The sequence below is a fragment of the Acinetobacter sp. YH12205 genome (genome assembly GCF_013418125.1).
Classification (GTDB): Bacteria; Pseudomonadota; Gammaproteobacteria; order Pseudomonadales; family Moraxellaceae; genus Acinetobacter; species Acinetobacter towneri.
In genome coordinates, this window is the sequence record NZ_VPCQ01000002.1 from 278,088 (window position 1) to 298,170 (window position 20,083).

The 20,083-nt window shown below is 40.6% G+C and carries 20 protein-coding genes; 18 read left to right on the forward strand and 2 right to left on the reverse strand.

Features of this window, described 5'->3' with window-relative positions; genetic code table 11:
- Positions 1-301: 301 nt before the first annotated feature.
- From FTU92_RS03670 to FTU92_RS03685, 4 genes are all read left to right on the forward strand, one after another.
- The gene (locus FTU92_RS03670; protein ID WP_004973189.1) at positions 302-727 is read left to right on the forward strand and encodes a glycine zipper 2TM domain-containing protein; all 426 of its coding nucleotides are present in this window, start codon (positions 302-304) and stop codon (positions 725-727) included.
- A gap of 245 nt (positions 728-972) precedes the next feature.
- On the forward strand, positions 973-1,470 hold the full coding sequence (locus FTU92_RS03675) for a hypothetical protein (RefSeq protein WP_180095651.1): 498 nt from the start codon (positions 973-975) through the stop codon (positions 1,468-1,470).
- A gap of 220 nt (positions 1,471-1,690) precedes the next feature.
- Positions 1,691-2,695 carry an LLM class flavin-dependent oxidoreductase gene (locus FTU92_RS03680; protein ID WP_178865889.1) on the forward strand — a complete coding sequence of 335 codons (1,005 nt, stop codon included), beginning with the start codon at positions 1,691-1,693 and terminating at the stop codon, positions 2,693-2,695.
- A gap of 244 nt (positions 2,696-2,939) precedes the next feature.
- A complete protein-coding gene (locus FTU92_RS03685) occupies positions 2,940-3,494 on the forward strand; it encodes a hypothetical protein (protein WP_004973179.1) in 555 nt (184 codons plus the stop codon).
- Positions 3,495-3,608: 114 nt separating this feature from the next.
- On the opposite strand, the gene FTU92_RS03690 is transcribed toward FTU92_RS03685, so the two are convergent.
- On the reverse strand, positions 3,609-4,445 hold the full coding sequence (locus FTU92_RS03690; RefSeq protein WP_096900902.1) for a pyruvate, water dikinase regulatory protein: 837 nt from the start codon (positions 4,443-4,445) through the stop codon (positions 3,609-3,611).
- A 155-nt stretch (positions 4,446-4,600) separates the two neighbouring features.
- Here FTU92_RS03690 and ppsA point away from each other — a divergent pair, with 155 nt between their 5' ends.
- The 11 genes from ppsA (at position 4,601) to dnaB (ending at position 16,173) form a co-directional block, all read left to right on the forward strand.
- The gene (ppsA, locus tag FTU92_RS03695) at positions 4,601-6,979 is read left to right on the forward strand and encodes a phosphoenolpyruvate synthase (protein WP_004973175.1); all 2,379 of its coding nucleotides are present in this window, start codon (positions 4,601-4,603) and stop codon (positions 6,977-6,979) included.
- A gap of 74 nt (positions 6,980-7,053) precedes the next feature.
- On the forward strand, positions 7,054-7,851 hold the full coding sequence (locus tag FTU92_RS03700) for an RDD family protein (RefSeq protein WP_180051852.1): 798 nt from the start codon (positions 7,054-7,056) through the stop codon (positions 7,849-7,851).
- Between the two features lie 302 nt (positions 7,852-8,153).
- On the forward strand, positions 8,154-9,227 hold the full coding sequence (gene cyoA, locus FTU92_RS03705; protein WP_004973169.1) for a ubiquinol oxidase subunit II: 1,074 nt from the start codon (positions 8,154-8,156) through the stop codon (positions 9,225-9,227).
- A 3-nt stretch (positions 9,228-9,230) separates the two neighbouring features.
- Positions 9,231-11,219 carry a cytochrome o ubiquinol oxidase subunit I gene (gene cyoB, locus FTU92_RS03710; protein ID WP_096900904.1) on the forward strand — a complete coding sequence of 663 codons (1,989 nt, stop codon included), beginning with the start codon at positions 9,231-9,233 and terminating at the stop codon, positions 11,217-11,219.
- Positions 11,220-11,222: 3 nt separating this feature from the next.
- Positions 11,223-11,840 (forward strand): cytochrome o ubiquinol oxidase subunit III, encoded by a 618-nt coding sequence (cyoC, locus tag FTU92_RS03715; RefSeq protein ID WP_096900905.1) that lies wholly within the window; start codon positions 11,223-11,225, stop codon positions 11,838-11,840.
- Positions 11,840-12,166 carry a cytochrome o ubiquinol oxidase subunit IV gene (locus tag FTU92_RS03720; RefSeq protein WP_004973158.1) on the forward strand — a complete coding sequence of 109 codons (327 nt, stop codon included), beginning with the start codon at positions 11,840-11,842 and terminating at the stop codon, positions 12,164-12,166. The genes cyoC and FTU92_RS03720 overlap by 1 nt, the downstream gene beginning before the upstream one ends.
- Positions 12,167-12,176: 10 nt before the next feature.
- Positions 12,177-13,055, forward strand: a complete 879-nt coding sequence (gene cyoE / locus FTU92_RS03725) for a heme o synthase (protein WP_004973155.1) — start codon at positions 12,177-12,179, stop codon at positions 13,053-13,055.
- A gap of 354 nt (positions 13,056-13,409) precedes the next feature.
- Positions 13,410-13,799: a 30S ribosomal protein S6 gene (gene rpsF, locus FTU92_RS03730; protein ID WP_004973153.1), complete on the forward strand. Its 390-nt coding sequence runs from the start codon at positions 13,410-13,412 to the stop codon at positions 13,797-13,799.
- Positions 13,800-13,810: 11 nt separating this feature from the next.
- Complete coding sequence (gene rpsR / locus FTU92_RS03735; protein ID WP_004719336.1) at positions 13,811-14,038, forward strand: 30S ribosomal protein S18; 228 nt, start codon at positions 13,811-13,813, stop codon at positions 14,036-14,038.
- A gap of 9 nt (positions 14,039-14,047) precedes the next feature.
- Positions 14,048-14,494, forward strand: coding sequence for a 50S ribosomal protein L9 (rplI, locus tag FTU92_RS03740; RefSeq protein WP_004973150.1), 447 nt, complete (start codon positions 14,048-14,050; stop codon positions 14,492-14,494).
- A gap of 233 nt (positions 14,495-14,727) precedes the next feature.
- Positions 14,728-16,173, forward strand: coding sequence for a replicative DNA helicase (dnaB, locus tag FTU92_RS03745; protein WP_004973149.1), 1,446 nt, complete (start codon positions 14,728-14,730; stop codon positions 16,171-16,173).
- Between the two features lie 20 nt (positions 16,174-16,193).
- On the opposite strand, the gene FTU92_RS03750 is transcribed toward dnaB, so the two are convergent.
- Entirely contained in the window at positions 16,194-16,760 is a 567-nt protein-coding gene (locus FTU92_RS03750) for a hypothetical protein (protein WP_179996264.1), read from the reverse strand.
- 466 nt (positions 16,761-17,226) lie between these two features.
- On the opposite strand from FTU92_RS03750, the gene alr reads away from it, so the two are divergent.
- The 3 genes from alr to FTU92_RS03765 all read left to right on the forward strand — a co-directional run bounded on the left by alr (position 17,227) and on the right by FTU92_RS03765 (position 19,976).
- A complete protein-coding gene (alr, locus tag FTU92_RS03755; protein ID WP_179989546.1) occupies positions 17,227-18,303 on the forward strand; it encodes an alanine racemase in 1,077 nt (358 codons plus the stop codon).
- A 530-nt stretch (positions 18,304-18,833) separates the two neighbouring features.
- Positions 18,834-19,580, forward strand: coding sequence for a beta-ketoacyl-ACP reductase (locus FTU92_RS03760; protein ID WP_180095653.1), 747 nt, complete (start codon positions 18,834-18,836; stop codon positions 19,578-19,580).
- A 51-nt stretch (positions 19,581-19,631) separates the two neighbouring features.
- On the forward strand, positions 19,632-19,976 hold the full coding sequence (locus FTU92_RS03765) for a phasin family protein (RefSeq protein WP_004973142.1): 345 nt from the start codon (positions 19,632-19,634) through the stop codon (positions 19,974-19,976).
- The last annotated feature ends 107 nt before the right edge of the window (positions 19,977-20,083 follow it).

Genomic DNA, 20,083 nt, shown 5'->3' on the forward strand with positions numbered 1-20,083 from the left:
CCACCCAAATAACATCATTATTAAGTCTGTACGATGTTTGAAATGCCTATCTGCAGATGTTCTAGCAGTATTTCTGCTTGATGATGCTGTGCATTGCGGTGAATGTACAACTCACCAAGTACCGCAATTAGCATCCGCATTTGGACATTTTTTTAGCAATTTTAATCAAACTCATACAAAGCCCACACCAAAGAACACCAATCTCGTCTGCACTCTCCACATTTTAAAAGCGGCGCTTTGTTAAATTGAGCCCATCAAAATTGATCATAAATAAGTCCTGTAAATGGACATGGAGTTCAACATGAAACTTAATGCAATGTTAATGACAGCAGCTTTAGCCACAGCTTCAATGCTCAGTGCCAACGTTTATGCAGACAATACTACGCGCGTTGCCGCAGCCAGTGCTTTAGGCAGTGTTGCAGGTACAGCTATTGGTAAAAATATGGGTGGTACTACGGGTGCAACACTAGGCGCTGCCTTAGGCGGTGCTGGTGGTGCAGCCGTGGCGAGTGATAAGCGTCATCGTACTGAATCTGCAATTGGTGGTGCTTTGGGTGGTGGTGCGGGTTATACCGTAGGTAAAAATATGGGCGGTACCAATGGTGGTTATATTGGTTCAGCTTTAGGTGCAGCAGGTGGTGCAGCACTCGGCAATAAAATCTCGAAAGATAAAGAATATGACCGCTATCAAGAACGTAAATGGAAGAAAAAACGCAACCGTCGTTAATCTTGAACGATAGGCATAGAGCAGCAAAAAAGCATCAACACAGGTTTGATGCTTTTTTATAGGATTAATTTTTCTTCATATATCAGTTCAAAAAAACGACCATAATCAATATGAAAAAATTTAGCAGTGCAATTACAAAGTCTTTACCAAACTTTGCAGATTTACCTCATTGCCCTTCACGATCTTTGCCATCTGTTTCTATATCTTCATTACAAAACATATTAATCAATATTTGGAGCATCCGCATGAAACTTAATCGTATTTTATTGGGTAGCGTTATCGCAAGTTCTGCCTTGCTTATGAGTACTGCGCATGCAAACGATACACGTGTTGCCGTAAGTTCTGCCTTGGGTGGTGCTGTCGGAGCAGCAATTGGTCAACAAATGGGTGGACAAACAGGCGCGATGATTGGTTCAGCCATTGGTGGTGCGGGCGGTGCTGCAGCTTCTGCCAATAAACGTGACCGTAACGGTGCCATGATTGGTGCTGCCTTGGGCGGTGCAGGTGGATATAGCGTTGGTCGCAATATGGCAGGCAACAATGGTGGCTATGTCGGTGCAGGACTCGGTTCTGCAGGTGGTGCAGTATTAGGTCAAAAAGTTAGTAAAGACCGTCGTGATGATCGTTATGACCGCCGCTATGATAGCCGTGGCTATCGCTACAATGACTACCGTTATAATGACCGTTACCGCAAAGACAATGGCTTACATTTAGGTCACTATAAAAATGGTAAACGTCGTTAATTTCTCACGATACTTCTAACATCTTCAGCACCTTCGGGTGCTTTTTATTTACTGGTAACTTTTTTGGATAAATATTTTTATGAAGCATGCTTTTTTGATGAATGTCATGCGTTATTAAGTGGCAATATCCCATACCCCACCCATATATCGAAATTTTTCGATATACAAAACCAGTGCAGCATCGTATGATAAAACTCTCTTTATCAAGCTGGAATAAATGATGCGTTCCCTGCAAGACACAAAATTTGCCATTCTTGAACTCGCACCTGTACGTGATGATCAATCAGTACAGTTTTCGCTGCATCATGCACTTGAATTAGCACAACATGCAGAACAACTCGGCTATGACCGTTTGTGGTTGGCGGAACATCATAATATGGATGGCATTGCCAGCTCAGCAACCGCAGTTCTTTTGGGTTATTTATTAGCAAATACGCAAAAAATTAAACTCGGTTCTGGCGGTATTATGCTCCCCAACCACGCACCGTTAGTGGTCGCTGAACAGTTTGGAACTTTAGCGACTTTATATCCTAACCGTATTGAACTCGGTTTAGGTCGCGCACCAGGTACAGATCAAGTGACCATGCGCGCACTGCGTCGTGGGCGTCAGGAAACTGAAGATCAATTTCCGCAAGATGTTTTAGAAATTTTGCATTACTTTAAAGATGCTGAACCACAACAACGTATTGTTGCTACGCCAGGACAAGGAACACACGTTCCTGTATGGTTGCTTGGTTCAAGTTTATTTAGCGCACAACTTGCTGCAAAATTAGGACTACCCTACTCATTTGCCTCACACTTCGCCCCGCGTATGCTTGCTCAAGCCATTCAGTTATATCGTGACAATTTTGAGCCTTCAGAATATTTAGAGCGGCCTTATGTGTCTATGGGTGTGCCAACAGTGGTTGCAGATACCGACCAAGAAGCAGAATTTTTGGCGACTAGTGCCTATCAGCGTGTTTTAGGTTTAATGCGTGGACAAAGCCTAAAACTCAAAGCTCCAGTCGAAAGTATGGATGGCTTATGGTCACCTGCAGAAAAAATGTCAGTTGATAGTTTTTATGCCATGGCGCAAATTGGCTCAAAGGCGACTGTCAAAGCAGGATTGGAAAACTTATTGGCGAAGTATGATGTCGATGAGTTTATTTTTACCTGTGACATCTATGACACAGAAAAACGCTTACATAACTTTGATTTGCTCATGCAAATGAAGTTAGATACTTAATTAGCTCCGACCTTGTAGTTCTATTGAGCTACAAGGTTTCATCAATTAAAAACATTTAAAATAAATAACTTAAATCCGTTTTCTTGTTCTCTTTCGCTTAAATCTCAGTAATCTCAGTTGAATTAATTTTCAATCTTTAGGAATGACTGGCTCGCCTGCACAAAAGACTTTACCAAACAGTACTGCCCCAACAAAATAGAGTAAATGTTCTAATTTATAAAATGAATATATCAAGAGATTCAGCATGGTCAGTCCTAAACACGACGTACATAGACACGCTTTTCAAAACTGCTTGGCAGATTTTCAAGAATTCCAAGGCGAATGCATTCCTGCAACTGAAATCAAACAGCATGACTTCACAGGTTTACGCGTTGCAGTTATTGGTGCAAATCAGGACAGCGTGGCACAACTCGATAGAATTTGTCAGCAAGCAACATCTGTTCAAGTCTTTCAAATTGCACCGCATTTTGTCCTGCCAAGTACAGAACGTGGCATCCATCGCCTAATTAGCCATCCTTTGGTGTTTAAAAATCGACGTTTGTTTAATAACCGCGTCAAAAATATTTTGGCTTTACGCTTTTTAGATGCTCAAGTCAAAGACACGTGGCTTAAACGTCAACTCACACCAAACATTGCAGATACACATCAACGCTATTTTAAATCTGATCATTATTATTCAGCTTTACAACGCGAAAATTGCCATTTGATTACTTGGCCAATTGTCAAAGTCTGTGCACATAGCGTGCATAGTATTGATGGACAAGAACATCCAATTGATACCATTATCACTACATTTTAAGTCACACTAAAAGCATTATCATTTAAATAAATAGTAGCTTGATTTTTATTCTATTTAAATCCAATAAAAAAGAGCCAAAATAAAATTTTGGCTCTTTTAATACATATAGTTTCATTAACCAATACGACGTTTTAAACCTGTCATTTGTAAAACACGTGTTGAAATTTCTTCAATCGACATTTCTGAAACATTTAAATATTTAATCCCTTCTGAAATATAAATACCTTCAATCGCACGCAATTCCATTTGGCATTGATTAAAACTTGCATAACGGCTATTGGCTTTACGTTCAGTACGAATTGCCACAAGGCGTTCAGCATCAATCATCAAGCCAAATAACTTATGTTTATGCGGCTTTAATACGGCTGGCAAACGGTTGTCATCGAGGTCTTCTTCAGTCAATGGATAGTTCGCCACACGAATCCCGAACTGTAAAGAAAGGTAGATGGAAGTTGGCGTTTTACCCGAACGCGACACCCCAATCAGAATCAGATCGGCCTTGTCGTAATGGCGTGTACGTGCGCCATCATCGTTATCTAAGGCAAAATGCACCGCATCAATACGTGCCTTGTAAGATTCAGAATCTGTTACGGCATGCGTCTGCCCGACCAAAGTGGTTGGTGGTGTTCCTAACTCTTCAGAAAGCTTACTAATTAAGCCTTCAAATACATCTAAATTAATTGCTTTGGCAGTGTTGATAATGTCACGCACATATTGGTCAACCAAGGTATCAAACACCAAAGGTAATTGACCATCAGTTTGTGCTCGGGCATTAATCTCTGCCACCACATTCATAGCCGCTTCTTCAGACGTAATATAAGGATGAATATGAATATCAAAGTCCACATTTGGAAATTGCGCTAAGAGTGAATGTCCAAGGGTTTCAGCCGTAATTGCAGTTCCATCGGAAATAAAAAAAACACTCCGCTTAATTTGTTTACCATCTGACATTAAAATTCTCCTTAAACATTTGTCTTAGTGCTATATAATCTTTATAGTAAACCGATCTTACATGACTGTCGCTTAGTAAAACCAAATTGCTAAGTAGATTTATTATAATTTCATGACAAGATAGTGATTAATACTGCAAAAGTGGAGTAACAACTTTGGAAGCGCGCGTAATTGGTCTGGAAAAATTAGGGAAACACGATGTTGAGCTCGTGGGTGGGAAAAACTCATCTTTGGGCGAAATGATCAGCCACTTATCTAATGCTGGTGTATCGGTACCAGGTGGCTTTGCAACAACAGCTGCTGCTTATCGTGAATTTCTCGAGCAAAGTGGCCTAAACGCTAAAATTCAAGCAGAGCTAAAAACACTCAATGTAGATGACGTGAATGCGCTTGCTGAAACTGGTGCAAAAATTCGTCAATGGATTGTCGACACTCCGCTTACTGCATCACTAGAACAAGAAATCCGAGTTGCTTTTGAAGCACTCTCTAACGGCAACCCAAACATCGCGGTTGCCGTTCGTTCATCTGCAACTGCAGAAGATCTACCAGACGCATCTTTCGCAGGTCAGCAAGAAACATTCCTAAACATCCGTGGCATTGACAACGTATTAATTGCCATTAAAGAAGTTTTTGCATCTTTGTACAACGACCGCGCGATTTCTTACCGTGTACACCAAAACTTTGACCACGATGTCGTTGCTTTGTCTGCAGGCGTACAACGTATGGTACGTTCAGAAACTGGCGCTGCTGGTGTAATGTTTACCCTAGATACAGAATCTGGTTTCCGTGATGCTGTATTCATTACTGCTTCTTATGGTTTGGGTGAAATGGTGGTTCAGGGTGCAGTTAACCCAGATGAATTCTATATTTCTAAGCCTTTATTAAAAGCAGGCAAACACTCAGTTTTACGTCGTAACCTTGGCTCTAAACACCAAAAAATGATTTATGGTGAAGAAGGCGCGGCTGGTAAATCTGTAGTTGTGGTCGATGTTGAAAAACAAGATCGCCAACAGTTCTCTTTAAATGATCACGAACTGCAAGAATTAGCGAAACAAGCGTTAATTATTGAAGAACATTATCAAGCGCCTATGGATATTGAATGGGCAAAAGATGGTGATGACGGTCAAATCTACATCGTTCAAGCACGTCCTGAAACTGTAAAAAGCCGTGAAAACGTCGGTACTATGGAACGCTACCTATTGAAACAAAAAGGTACGGTCATTTGTGAAGGTCGTTCAATTGGTCAGCGTATCGGTTCTGGTAGAGTCCGCGTTGTAACGTCTATTAAAGAAATGGACAAAGTTCAGGAAGGTGACGTTCTTGTTTCAGACATGACTGATCCAGACTGGGAACCAGTGATGAAACGTGCTGCTGCAATTGTCACTAACCGCGGTGGTCGTACTTGTCACGCTGCAATTATTGCCCGTGAATTAGGCGTACCTGCAATTGTAGGTTGTGGTAATGCAACTGAAGTTTTGACTGATGGTCAGGAAGTTACAGTTTCTTGCGCCGAAGGCGACACAGGTTTCATTTATGAAGGTGCTTTAGATTTTGAAGTTCAAAAGAACTCAATCGAATCTATGCCTAAACTTCCGTTCAAAATCATGATGAACGTTGGTAACCCAGACCGCGCATTTGACTTTGCTCAAATTCCAAACGAAGGGATTGGTCTTGCACGTTTAGAATTCATCATCAACCGTATGATTGGTGTGCATCCTAAAGCATTGCTTAATATTGACAGCTTACCACGTGAAACACGTGCAGCAGTTATGGCGCGTACTGCGGGCTATTCATCGCCAATCGAATTCTATGTAGAAAAATTGGTTGAAGGTATTTCTACCCTTGCTGCTGCATTCGCTGACAAACCAGTGATTGTGCGTATGTCTGACTTCAAATCAAACGAATACGCAAACTTAATTGGTGGTAAGTTATATGAGCCAGAAGAAGAAAACCCAATGTTGGGCTTCCGTGGTGCAAGTCGTTATGTGTCTGACAATTTCCGTGACTGCTTCGAGCTTGAATGTCGTGCCTTGAAAAAAGTACGTGACGAAATGGGCTTAACCAACGTACAAATTATGATTCCATTTGTACGTACCGTTGCTGAAGCAAAACGTGTGATCGAATTGCTTGCGCTGAATGGTTTAAAACGTGGTGAAAATGGTCTGAAAGTGATCATGATGTGTGAATTACCAACCAACGCATTGTTGGCTGAACAATTCCTTGAGCACTTCGATGGTTTCTCTATCGGCTCAAATGACTTAACTCAGTTAACACTTGGTTTAGACCGTGACTCAGGCATTGTTTCTCACCTGTTCGATGAACGTGACCCTGCAGTGAAAGCATTACTTTCTATGGCAATTCACGCATGCCGTAAAGCAGGTAAATATGTCGGTATCTGTGGTCAAGGCCCTTCAGATCACCCTGACCTTGCACGTTGGTTAATGGAACAAGGTATTGAATCTGTATCTTTAAACCCAGACTCAGTTTTAGACACTTGGTTCTTCCTTTCTGAAGAAAAAGCTCAACAAGCGTAGTAAAACGTGTTAAAAGAAAACCCATGCACCTGCGTGGGTTTTTTTTCAAATTCATTTTTTGAGATTTTATATTTATGCAAATTTACTTGGCACGAAATAATCAACAAGCTGGGCCATACACCTTAGAGCAGCTCAACCAAATGCTCGCCAGCCAACAAGTGTTGCTGACAGATTTGGCTTGGCACCAAGGCATGAGCGAATGGAAAGCTTTAGGTGAACTCACCCAAGGTAAACTTGTATATGAACCACAAGGCTACGTCAGCACACCACCTGCCCCTGAACATTCACCTTTTCAAAATACAGATTACACGGCTACAAACACATCACGACCAAGCTCAGCATCATCAAATTCAAGAACACAGGCAACAAAAAATGAATTGGCGAGCATTAACCAACGTGCTTTAGCCAAAATTATAGACATGTTGTTATGGTTGCCTGCAGCAGCACTTCCCTCTTTTTTCTTAAATGCGGACCAGTTTGAACAATTGTCTGGTTTACAACAAAAAATGCAGGTAGCGACAACGTCTGATCAAGCCATGCAATTGCAAACTGAACTCTTTCAGCTCATTCCAATGCAAGCTTGGCAAGCGGTGGCAATTTATTTATTGATTATGCTGGGCATACAAGCCTTCCTGCTGGCTAAAACTGGACAAAGTATTGGCAAACGTCTGACTAAAATTAAGATTGTCGATGCTGAAACCGATGAAAAAGTCAGCCTAATGCGTGTGTTTACTATTCGCTCTATCATTTTCATTATTTTGAATATGATGTTTATGCCCTTCATCACAATTTTAGATTATGGCTTTGCATTTGGTGCAAAACGACAGGCTTTGCACGATAAACTCGCCAAAACCAAAGTCGTAAAGCAATAATTTGATTTTATTTATTCAGGGATGATTGATCATCCCTTTTCTCTTATAATATTGATAAATATAAATAAATTAAAATTAACACAAATAATTCCGAGTATAAAAATTGGTTTTCATTCCCTCCACTTAAAGCCGCTTTATGTGTAGCTTAGTTTGTCGATATCAGGCATAATGCCCTACAACGTAGCGGTGTCCGATGATTAAGAAGACTTTTTCATCTTTTTTGATGTCTTTTTAATCATGCGACACTTTAATCGCTATCCCATATTAAATTAGGGAATGGGACTCTTCACCGAGGTTGTAAAATGAGACAAACGATTTTAGCTGTATTGTCTTTATCTACGATGGCTGCACTCTTAACTGGGTGTGGCGGTGATTTAGTACTTCTGAACTCAAAAGGTCCAGTTGCAGCAGGTCAAAGTAACCTGATGATGACTGCGATTTACCTAATGCTATTGGTGGTTATTCCATCTGCAATTATGGCATTGTGGTTCGGTTGGAAATATCGCGCATCGAATAAAGACGCAGACTATCAACCAACATGGTCACACTCTACTGCAATTGAAATTGTAGTATGGGGTATACCTGTTATTATTATTTGTATTTTAGCTTGGTTAACTTGGTGGGGTTCCCACAAGTACGACCCTTACCGTCCGCTAGAATCCGAAAAAGCTCCTTTAACTGTTCAAGTTATTGCTGAACAATTTAAATGGATCTTCATCTACCCAGAACAGAACATTGCTACTGTTAACGAATTACGCTTCCCAGAGCAAACGCCTGTAAGCTTACGTTTAACCTCTAACTTCACAATGAACTCGTTCTTTATCCCTGCATTATCTGGTCAGATTTATGCAATGGCGGGTATGCAAACTCACTTGAACGTTTTAGCAGACAACACGGGCGAATTCCGTGGTTTCTCATCTAACTACTCAGGTTATGGTTTCTCGCAAATGCGCTTTAAAGCTCACTCTGTAACTCAAGCTGATTTTGAGCAATGGGTAACAGCTGTTAAAGCAGGTCAAGGTACGACTATCAATCCTCAAGCTGTTCAAAAAACAGTTTTAGATCAAGCTGAATTTGCTTCTTTACGTGACGGTAACCGTTCACAGAAACAAATTGATGCAATGGTTCGTAACGCCAAAACTGAATTAGAGAAAAAACTTGCTGCAACGGCTTTAAAAGAAGGTCCATATAAGACTCAGCCACATCCTGTGACTTATTACTCTTCTGTTGAGCAAGGCTTGTTTGAATCAGTGATCAATAACTATATGAGTAACTACCATGGTGCTGACCATTCAGCTCCTGTAGTGGCTGGTGAAGCGCCTGCTTCTGAAACTCATGTAGCAGTTGAACATGCGACTGCTTCTCAAGGGGAATAAGACATGAGCTTATTAGGTAAGTTAGGTCCAGATGCAATTCCTTACGATCCAATCGTATTGGTAACTGTTGCAGCGATGATCTTAGGTGGTCTTGCAGCGATTGCTGGTATTACCTACTTCAAAAAATGGGGCTACTTGTGGAACGAATGGTTCACATCTGTAGACCATAAAAAAATTGGTATCATGTATATCTTTGTATCTGTAGTCATGTTACTTCGTGGCTTCGCAGATGCGATCATGATGCGTCTTCAACAGTTCCTTGCGAAAGGTGGTGGTGAAGGCTATTTACACCCAGAACACTATGACCAGATTTTCACCGCACACGGTGTGATCATGATCTTCTTCGTGGCAATGGGTCTTGTTGTTGGCTTAATGAACATCTCTGTACCATTACAGATTGGTGCTCGTGACGTAGCCTTCCCGTTATTAAACTCTTTAAGCTTCTGGTTATTCGCTGGTGCTGCAGGTTTAATGATGGTTTCACTTGCATTAGGTGAATTCGCTGCTACAGGTTGGATGGCTTATCCTCCTCTATCTGGTATCGAATACTCTCCAGGTGTTGGTGTTGACTACTATATTTGGGCACTTCAGGTTTCTGGTCTAGGTACGCTTCTTACTGGTGTTAACTTCTTCGTTACCATCATCAAAATGCGTGCGCCTGGCATGAAACTTATGGACATGCCTGTTTTCACTTGGACAACATTAGTTACTGCGGTACTTATCATTGCAACATTCCCAGTTTTAACTGCGACAATTGCAATGTTAACGCTTGACCGTTACTTCGGTTTCCACTTCTTTACGAACGACATGGGTGGTAGCCCAATGTTGTATGTAAACTTGATTTGGACATGGGGTCACCCAGAAGTTTATATCTTAGTATTACCAGCATTTGGTATTTACTCAGAAGTAACTGCGACTTTTGCTCGCAAAACATTGTTCGGTTACAAATCAATGGTGTACGCAACTGTTGCAATTGGTGTGTTATCACTTGTTGTATGGGTTCACCACTTCTTTACCATGGGTGCAGGTGCCAACGTTAACGCGTTCTTCGGTATCATGACCATGATTATTGCGATTCCTACTGGTGTGAAAATCTTCTCTTGGTTATTCACCATGTACAAGGGTCGTATTACCTACACTACCCCAATGCTTTGGACACTTGGCTTCCTTGTGACTTTTGGTATCGGTGGTTTAACAGGTGTATTAATGGCAGTTCCACCAGCGGACTTCCTTGTACACAACTCTTTATTCCTAATTGCTCACTTCCATAACGTAATTATTGGTGGTGTAGTATTCGCGATGTTCGCAGGTATCATTTACTACTGGCCAAAAATGTTTGGTTGGAGACTCAATGAAACTTGGGGTAAAGCAGCATTCTGGTTCTGGTTCTTCGGTTTCTACTTTGCATTCATGCCACTTTATATCCTTGGTTTCATGGGTATGACTCGTCGTTTGAATACATATGACAACCCAGAATGGGATCCATACTTGGCAATTGCGTTCTTCGGTTCTGTGTTAATTGCTATTGGTCTATTCTGCTTCGTTATGCAGATTGTGGTTGGCTTCCTACAACGCAACCAACGCTTAGACCTTACTGGAGATCCATGGGATGGCCGTACGCTTGAGTGGGCTACTTCTTCTCCAGCACCGTTCTATAACTTTGCTCACCTTCCAAAGATCAATGGTATTGATACTTTCTGGACTGACAAAGAAAATGGTGTTGCATACGCTCGTCCAACTAAGTATGAAGATGTCCATATGCCAACTAACCGTGCAGCTGGCTTCATAATTGCAATGTTTATTACAACTATGGGCTTCGCATTAATCTGGCATATTTGGTGGCTAGCAATCGTTACGTTCATTGCGGCAATCATCAGCTTCATCGTGAGTTCTTTCACGAAGAAAGTGGACTACTATGTTCCTGCTGCTGAAGTTGAGCGTATTGAAAACGAACGCTATGCGATCCTTGAAAAACACTTGAAGAAGGACTAAGACATGGCTGAAGTACTTCATCACGACAACCACGGACATGATGATCATCACCACGATGATACAGACATCACCGTCTTTGGTTTCTGGACCTACTTGATGAGTGACCTTGTAATTTTCGGTACACTCTTCATCGCGTTCGCTGTATTAAGTAGCCACGTTCCAGTAGGCACTCCAACAGCTAAAGATTTGTTTGGCGAGTCATTAGGCTTCGTTTTAACAGAAACTTTTGCCCTGTTGATTTCTTCTGTAACTTTCGGTTTTGCCGTTTTAGCTGCTTACAAGAAAGATGTTGCTAAAGTTCTAACTTGGTTAGGCGTGACTTGGGTTTTCGGTGCGATCTTTATTGGTATGGAACTTTATGAGTTCAACCATTTAGTTCACGCTGGACATGGTCCAAGTACGAGTGCGTTCTTATCTGCGTTCTTTACTTTGGTTGGTACGCACGGTATTCACGTAACTTCAGGTTTAGTTTGGATGATCGTGTTAATGGTTCAAATCAAGAAATATGGTTTGACTATTCCGAACATGCGTCGTTTAGCTTGCCTAAGCTTGTTCTGGCACTTCCTTGACATCGTTTGGATCTGTGTATTCAGCGTAGTTTACTTGATGGGAGTTCTCTAATGAGTCACGATCACAACTCTGCTGGTGCATCACACGGTAACACTAAGCAATATACGATTGGCTTTATCCTTTCTGTTATCCTTACCATTATTCCTTTTGGTATGGTTATGGCAGGTGGTTTTGGCCGTGGTATTTTGATTACTGTTATTTCGATTACAGCAGTTGCTCAGATTCTTATTCAATTAATTTATTTCTTGCATATGAATTCTTCTTCAGAGCAACGTTGGAACGTGATTGCATTCGTGTATACCATTCTGACCATTGCCATCCTTTTGGTTGGTTCTGTATGGATCATGAACTACCTACACTACAACATGATGATCTAAACTGGTTGTCATGCTGAAAAAGTATTTATTCCTGACAAAGCCAGGAATTCTCTTTGGTAATTTTATTACCACTTTGGGTGGCTACTTTGTAGCTGCCCAAGGTTCTGTAGATTTCCTTCTCCTACTGCTTACTCTGCTTGGTACAACGCTTGTTGTCGCCTCAGGATGTGTGGTCAACAATATTATTGACCAAGACATCGACCAAAAAATGCAACGCACACAAAACCGTGCTTTAGTGAAAAAAACTGTTTCTGTTCCTATTGCGCTGATTTATTCAGTGGTATTGGGCATAATTGGTTTTAGCATTTTATGGTTTGGAGTTAACGCATACGCTTTTCTTTTTGCACTGATTGGTTTCGTGGTTTATGTCGGCTTTTACAGTCTATGGACCAAACGCACAACAATTCATCAAACCATTATTGGCAGTATTTCAGGCGCAAGCCCACCTGTCATTGGTTATACCGCTGTTGCAAATCAATTTGACTTAGCTGCACTACTTATCTTTTTAGGTTATGCACTTTGGCAAATGCCCCACTCTTGGGCGATTGCAATTTACCGTTTTGATGATTACAAAAATGCGGGGATTCCAATTTTGCCAGTTGCTCGTTCAATTTTACGAACGAAAATTGAATCACTAATTTATGTGGTGTTATTTACCGTTGCCATGAATGGACTGTTTGTATTTGGTTATGCAAACTGGCTATATCTGGTTATTTTGAATGCACTTTGTATTTATTGGTTCTATATTGGCGTCATTGGCTTCAAAGCAGAAAATGATCAATTATGGGCAAAACGCTTTTTCCTATTTTCGGTTATTTTAATTACTGTTGTGAGTTTATGTTTTAGCTTTACAGCAACCGCACCAAGCACGCAAATCATACTTTTTTAAAAGATAGAGTTTAGCTCTATCTTTTAATGGAGTGCCTACCCTCTCCACACTTCAATATTTAAATAATAACAATTTATCTGTCTTTGATTTATTCGTCCTTAATAATTTTCGAATTAAACACTCTAAAAGTTAGTGACATACAAATACAAAGTATAAAATTTAAATTCCAATCATAGATGCAAAATATTACATTCCCTTTTTACCCAAGCCGATCTTTTCTTAGACCAAGCCTTGTATTTACTTGGTAAAAGCTCTAAAATTCACGCTTCGCAATTTTGCGACACAACTTCGGTTGTGACTCCTTGCTTCTGGCTCAATTTAGTCAGGGGCTGCATAAACCGTAAGGAGCTGACAATGCGTCACTACGAAATCGTACTTTTGGTACACCCAGACCAAAGCGATCAAGTTGTGGGTATGGTAGAACGTTACCTAACTCACATCAAAGAAGCTGAAGGTCAAATTCACCGTTTAGAAGATTGGGGCCGTCGTCAATTGGCTTACCCAATTAACAAAATTCACAAAGCGCACTACATTCTTATGAACGTTGAATGTGGTCAAACTACGCTTGACGAGTTAGAAGAATTGTTCCGTTATAACGATGCGATCCTTCGTAGCTTGATCATCCGTCGTGAAAACGCTATCACTGAAGAGTCATTATTGGCTAAGAGTGCTGAAGAAAAACGTGCGCGTAAAGCTCAACGTGAAGAAGCACAACACGCTAACCAAGACTCTGCTGAAGCTTAAGGAGAACATCAATGGCACGTTTTTACCGTCGTCGCAAGTTCTGCCGCTTTACAGCTGAGAACGTTACGTACATCGACTACAAAGATATCGATACACTAAAACAGTACATCACTGAAAATGGCAAGATTGTTCCTAGCCGTATTACAGGTACTAAAGCTCGTTACCAACGTCAATTAGCGCTTGCTATTAAACAAGCTCGCTACTTAGCGTTGATCCCTTACACTGACAATCATAAGTGAGGTTGAGCTGTGGATATTATCTTATTACAACGCATTAAGAACCTTGGTAAATTAGGCGATAAAGTTTCAGTTAAAGCTGGTTACGGCCGTAACTACTTGATCCCTCAAGGTAAAGCAGTTGCTGCAACTGAAGCAAACACTGCAGCATTTGAAGCTCGTCGTGCTGAACTTGAGAAGCAAGAAGCTGAAATTTTAGCTGCTGCTCAAGCACGTGCTGACCAATTGAACGAAGTTAACATCGTAATCACTGCTAAAGCTGGTGATGAAGGTAAACTTTTCGGTTCTATCGGTACTCGTGACATCGCTGACGCGTTAACGAATGCTGGTCTTGAAGTTGACCGTGCAGAAGTTCGTTTACCAAACGGTGCGCTTCGTCACACTGGTGAATTCAACATCGCAATCCAATTGCACCATGATGTTGTTGCTGAAGTTCTCGTTACTATCGTATCTGAGTAATTTTCTGCAAAAGAAAAGAGCATGCCTAATCGCATGCTCTTTTTTTGTCTTTAGAATATACAGTTAGTACAATTTTCCTAAATCGATCTATACGCTTTGACTTATCCTTCACCAAAATCTACTCGCTTTTTTTTCTAGAGGGCGTATCATCGGGAAGTGGAAAGAATATGAGTTTCAAGTTCTATCCCCCGTGCATTATTCAGCATTTACTGTTTTAAAAATCAGGGATTTATATGTCACAGGCGACTGCTAGCGCAAAGCAACATACTGCAAAGTCTGATCTAAAACCAAATGAGAACAGCCCGCTTAAAGAGTTTCGTACCCCACCGCATAACTTAGCCATCGAACAAGCTGTTTTGGCTGCGTTAATGACTGTGGCCGAATCTTTTGAACAAGTGGGTGATGTGCTACAAGAATCTGATTTTTACGCGACACGCCACAAATATATTTTCCGCGCCATTGATTCTTTGTCTAAAGAAAACTCACCTTATGATGCCGTATTGGTGAATGACTGGCTGATTAAACAAAATTTACTTGAAGCTGCAGGCGGGGAAGAATACTTAATGCAGCTCATGGCAGACTCGCCTTCTAGTTTTTATAACCTAGAAACCTATGCCACGAAAATTAAAGAATTCTCGACCCTCAGAAACATGATTAAAGTCAGTTCTGAAATTTTACAAAATGCCTATGACACCAAAGGTCGTAGCGTAAGTGAAATTTTAGACTTGGCCGAAACCAATATTTTCCAAATTGCCGAACAACATAATAACAATGCCAAAGCACAAGGCCCAAAAGCCATTTCGAGCGTGGTTGCCGATGTATTCGACAAACTTGATGAACTTTCTAAAATGGAAGGTAACATCACAGGCTTAACCACAGGCTTTGTGGAGTTAGATAATAAAACTTCGGGCATGCAAGCGGGTGACTTGATTATTGTCGCTGCGCGTCCATCTATGGGTAAAACCACCTTTGCCATGAACTTGGTCGAAAGTGTTTTGTTTAACAATGATTTGCCTGCCCTTGTCTACTCTATGGAAATGCCTGCAGACTCAATCGCAATGCGTTTAATTTCTGCATACGGCAAAGTGCATCAAGGGAATTTACGTTCAGGTAAACTCAGTGGCGATGAATGGTCAAAAGTCACAGGCACGATTTTACAACTGCAAGAAAAGCATTTGTATATTGATGACTCATCTGCCCTGCCGCCTACGGAAGTACGTGCACGTGCGCGACGCATTGCCAAACAACATGGCGGTAAAATTGGCTGTATCATGGTCGATTATTTGCAGTTAATGAAAGTCCCAGGCATGGGCGATAACCGTGTCGGCGAAATCTCAGAAATTTCACGTAGCTTAAAAGCCTTGGCCAAAGAGATGAACTGCCCTGTGATTGCTTTGTCACAGCTCAACCGCTCATTAGAGAACCGCCCCAACAAACGTCCTGTGATGTCTGACTTGCGTGAATCGGGGGCAATTGAGCAAGATGCGGACTTAATCATGTTTATTTACCGCGACGAAGTTTACAATAAAGAATCTAAAGAAGCAGGCACTGCCGAAATTATTATTGGTAAACAGCGTAACGGCCCTATTGGTACGGTACGTCTTGCTTTTGAAGGACAATATACCCGTTTTAGTAATTTATCTCCTGAGTATTATGCTCAGTATGATGATGAAGAGTAATGCTTGCATTGCTCTTTTTATTAAAACCATGATTTAATCTGACTTATTAACTTTGCCCACCATAGTTTCCAGCTTGAGAGTAAATTCCAATCTTGGCTATTTTCTTCCATTTCAAATGATGGAAATGCTTTATTTAGTTGCTCGCATGTCGGATACTTTTGTTGCAGTTGCGCCAAATAATGTGTCTGATCATAGTCTATAAAACCATCTAAAATCCCAACCTCTGCTCTATCGCCTGTAGAACAATTTGATGTCTGCTTATTCCAAGCTAAAAATGGGGCAATCGGTTTAGATAAAACAAACTGGTCATTCTTACAGTTTAATGCTGCAAATGAAATTACTCGATATTGCTGGGGTTTAGCACCATCTGGTGCATAAGCTAAACCAATAATTAATTGGTTTTTAGCTGTACTTTTACCTGAAAATCCACTGTACCATTGGGTGGGCTTTTTATATTTAACTTCATCTAGTATTGAGCGAAAAATAAATTGACCTGAACTAAGTTGAAAGATGAAGTCTGAACTCCCCTGTACTGCCAGTGAACCTTGGTAACGGGCAATAAATACGTCATTGGGTGAATGTGGCATACAAGCCATAACTGACTGACAAAAAAATAAAGTACTCCATCCCAGATAACAAAATATTTTCATTATTTATTCAACATATCCAAGTTTAAAATGCATTGTTTAATCTCTCTTTGAGTTCATTTAAATTACGAACCCACTCTCCACAATCATCTGAATCTTGCCATAACTCGTACAGTTTAGAATTTCCTGAGTGAGAGCATCTAACACCATAATAGCTTTTAGAACGTATAGTTTTATATGAAAAATAAAGTCTGAAACTTTTACAAATTATTTGCAATCAATAACCTAATAGATTTTTCGATCTTAAATTAATTTATGATCAAAAACTTAAATGTTCATGTCTATTTGAGGTTGATAGGTCTACAATAGTGAATATTTTTAAATAGAACTATTTTTAGTATTTATTTATCACTCCACAGTGTATCTAACACAAATTACCAATTGTCATTCCCAAGGAGTATTTAGGGTGCGCCAAGCAACAGTTTATATTGACAGTCAGGCACTGCAATATAATTTAAACCGTGTCAAACAACTTGCCCCAACAGCAAAAATTGTTAGCATGGTCAAGGCCAATGCTTACGGACATGGTGTAAAAGACTGCTTAGCAGCTTTAAAAGACAGCGATGCCTTTGGTGTCGCTTGCGTTGAAGAAGCCTTAGAAATTCGTGAATTGGGATATACGCAGCCCATCACCCTGATTGAAGGTGTTTTTTCTGCCGATGAAATGCAAAGTGTGTTGGCACACAAATTGGAATGTGTAGTGCATCATCAAGCACAGCTCGATTGGCTACTACAACATAAAGCTGATTATATCGCACAAGGCTTAAAAGTCTGGGTCAAACTCAACAGCGGCATGAATCGTTTAGGTTTTAAAATTCCTGAAATTATTGATGTGATTCACATGCTCAAAGCCGAAGGTTTTACCTGTGTGTTGACCATGCATTTTGCCAATGCCGATGGTGATCATGCTTTAAATGATCAACAAGTCGCGCAATTTTTGCATGTCAAAGACAATTGCAGCCCTATTCTTGCTTCTTGCTGTAACTCTGCTGCAATCTATCGTTATCCCGAATTGCATTTTGATTATGTACGCCCAGGCATTATGCTTTACGGTGCAACGCCTTTTGCCGCACATAATGTGCATACACTCGACTTAAAGCCTGTGATGACTTTAAGCGCAGAAGTGATCGCACTAAATGAAATTGATGCAGGCGAACACGTCGGCTACGGTTCAACCTTTACTGCAGAACAAGCCATGCAAATTGCGATTGTTTCAATTGGCTATGGCGATGGTTATCCACGTACATTTGTGCAGCCAAATTTTGTTGCGATTGGTACAAAATTAACGCCTGTACTTGGTCGTGTGTCTATGGATATGATTGCCATTGATGTCACAGGTTTAGACGTTGAATTAGGCACACAAGTTGAACTATGGGGCAAACACCGTTTGGTGGATGATGTTGCCACAGCCAATGGTACGATTGGCTATGAGTTGTTGTGTCGTTTAAGCCCTCGCCCACAGCGCAAGGCAACCAGCATTTAACTTTCTTTTTTCGATCTGTTGCATGTAGCAGTTTTGCTGCATGCAATCGTCTAAGCCATTCTCTTTTTCTTTCTTATATTTTTCTTTTCGCTTTTTATTTTCTTAAATTCACTGTATTTCCATTCATATTGATAAAAATTTGTGGTCACCCACATTTGCATTTAGCGCTTTACAGTCATCCAAATATTTAGCTGAAAATCACACTCAAAATCTCAAGAAAAAACAATATGCTCGCGCACTGTCTTTAAACTGCCACATCGCTTCAAATTCATGGATTAATCACATTTCACCAGTTCTCAGAAGTTTGTGCTGCGCGCTACGATGAATCAATGACTTCACGACTATTTAAGCCATTTATAAAAGCATCCACATGATAAGAAAATAATCTATTACCAATATTTGTTTACTTTTGACTTCAAAGCATCATCAAACTGCAGCCTCTTTGAAATATAAAACGCTTAATTTCTAAACAAGAATAAAGAGGAAAAACTCCTTAATTTTTATAACCTTATTCTGCTTAGGAAAAGAATATGTCTGAACAAAAAGTAGCTTTAGTGACGGGTGCATTAGGTGGTATTGGCAGTGAGATTTGCCGTCAACTGGTTACAGCAGGCTATAAAATTATTGCAACGGTTGTACCAAGAGAAGAAGATCGCGAAAAGCAATGGCTTAAAGACGAAGGCTTTACAGAAAGTGATGTGCGCTTTGTTTTAACCAACTTAAATGAGCATGAAGCGGCTACAGCAGTCATTCAAGAAGCAATTGATGCTGAAGGTCGTGTAGATGTGTTGGTCAACAATGCTGGTATTACCCGCGATGCAACTTTCAAAAAAATGAGCTATACGCAGTGGGCTGAAGTGATTGAAACCAACTTAAAAACACTTTTTACCGTGACTCAGCCTGTATTTAACAAAATGTTAGAACAAAAGTCTGGTCGCATTGTGAACATTAGTTCGGTGAACGGTTTAAAAGGTCAATTTGGTCAAGCCAACTACTCTGCAACTAAGGCAGGCATCATCGGCTTTAGCAAAGCTTTGGCGCAAGAAGGCGCACGTTCAAATATCTGCGTGAACGTCGTTGCACCAGGTTATACCGCAACCCCGATGGTCACAGCCATGCGCGAAGAAGTAATTAAAAGCATTGAAGCACAAATTCCTCTGCAACGTCTTGCCGCCCCTACCGAAATTGCGGCAGCAGTTATGTATTTAGTGAGTGATCATGCTGCATACGTAACAGGCGAAACCTTATCAATCAACGGCGGCTTATACATGCACTAAGCGTGTAACACCTCATTTTAATCTACAAGTTTATTTACTGGAGTGACACCCATGCTATACGGCGACTTATTTTCAAACATGAATGCTCAATACAAAAACGTGTTTGAACCGTACACCAAATTCAACAGTATAGTTGCAAAAAATTTTGCTAACTTAACCAACCTACAATTAGAAGCAGCACGCAACTATGCCAACATTGGTTTAGCACAAATGTTTGCCAATAGCGAAGTGAAAGACATGCAAAGCATGGTGAACTGCACCACCAAGCAATTAGAAACTATGAACAAACTCAGTCAGCAAATGATTGAAGATGGCAAAAAATTAGCAACACTGACTTCAGAAGTCAAAGCAGAATTTGAAAAGTTAGTCAGCGATTCAATGCCAAATAATAAATAAACACTGCTCTGAAAACCATGCGTTATCAGGACGAATGTTACGGGGAAGTGTGAAAATTTCCCCGTTTTAGTTTCAGCCTTGCACTCAATTTGATTGCTAAAAGCCAT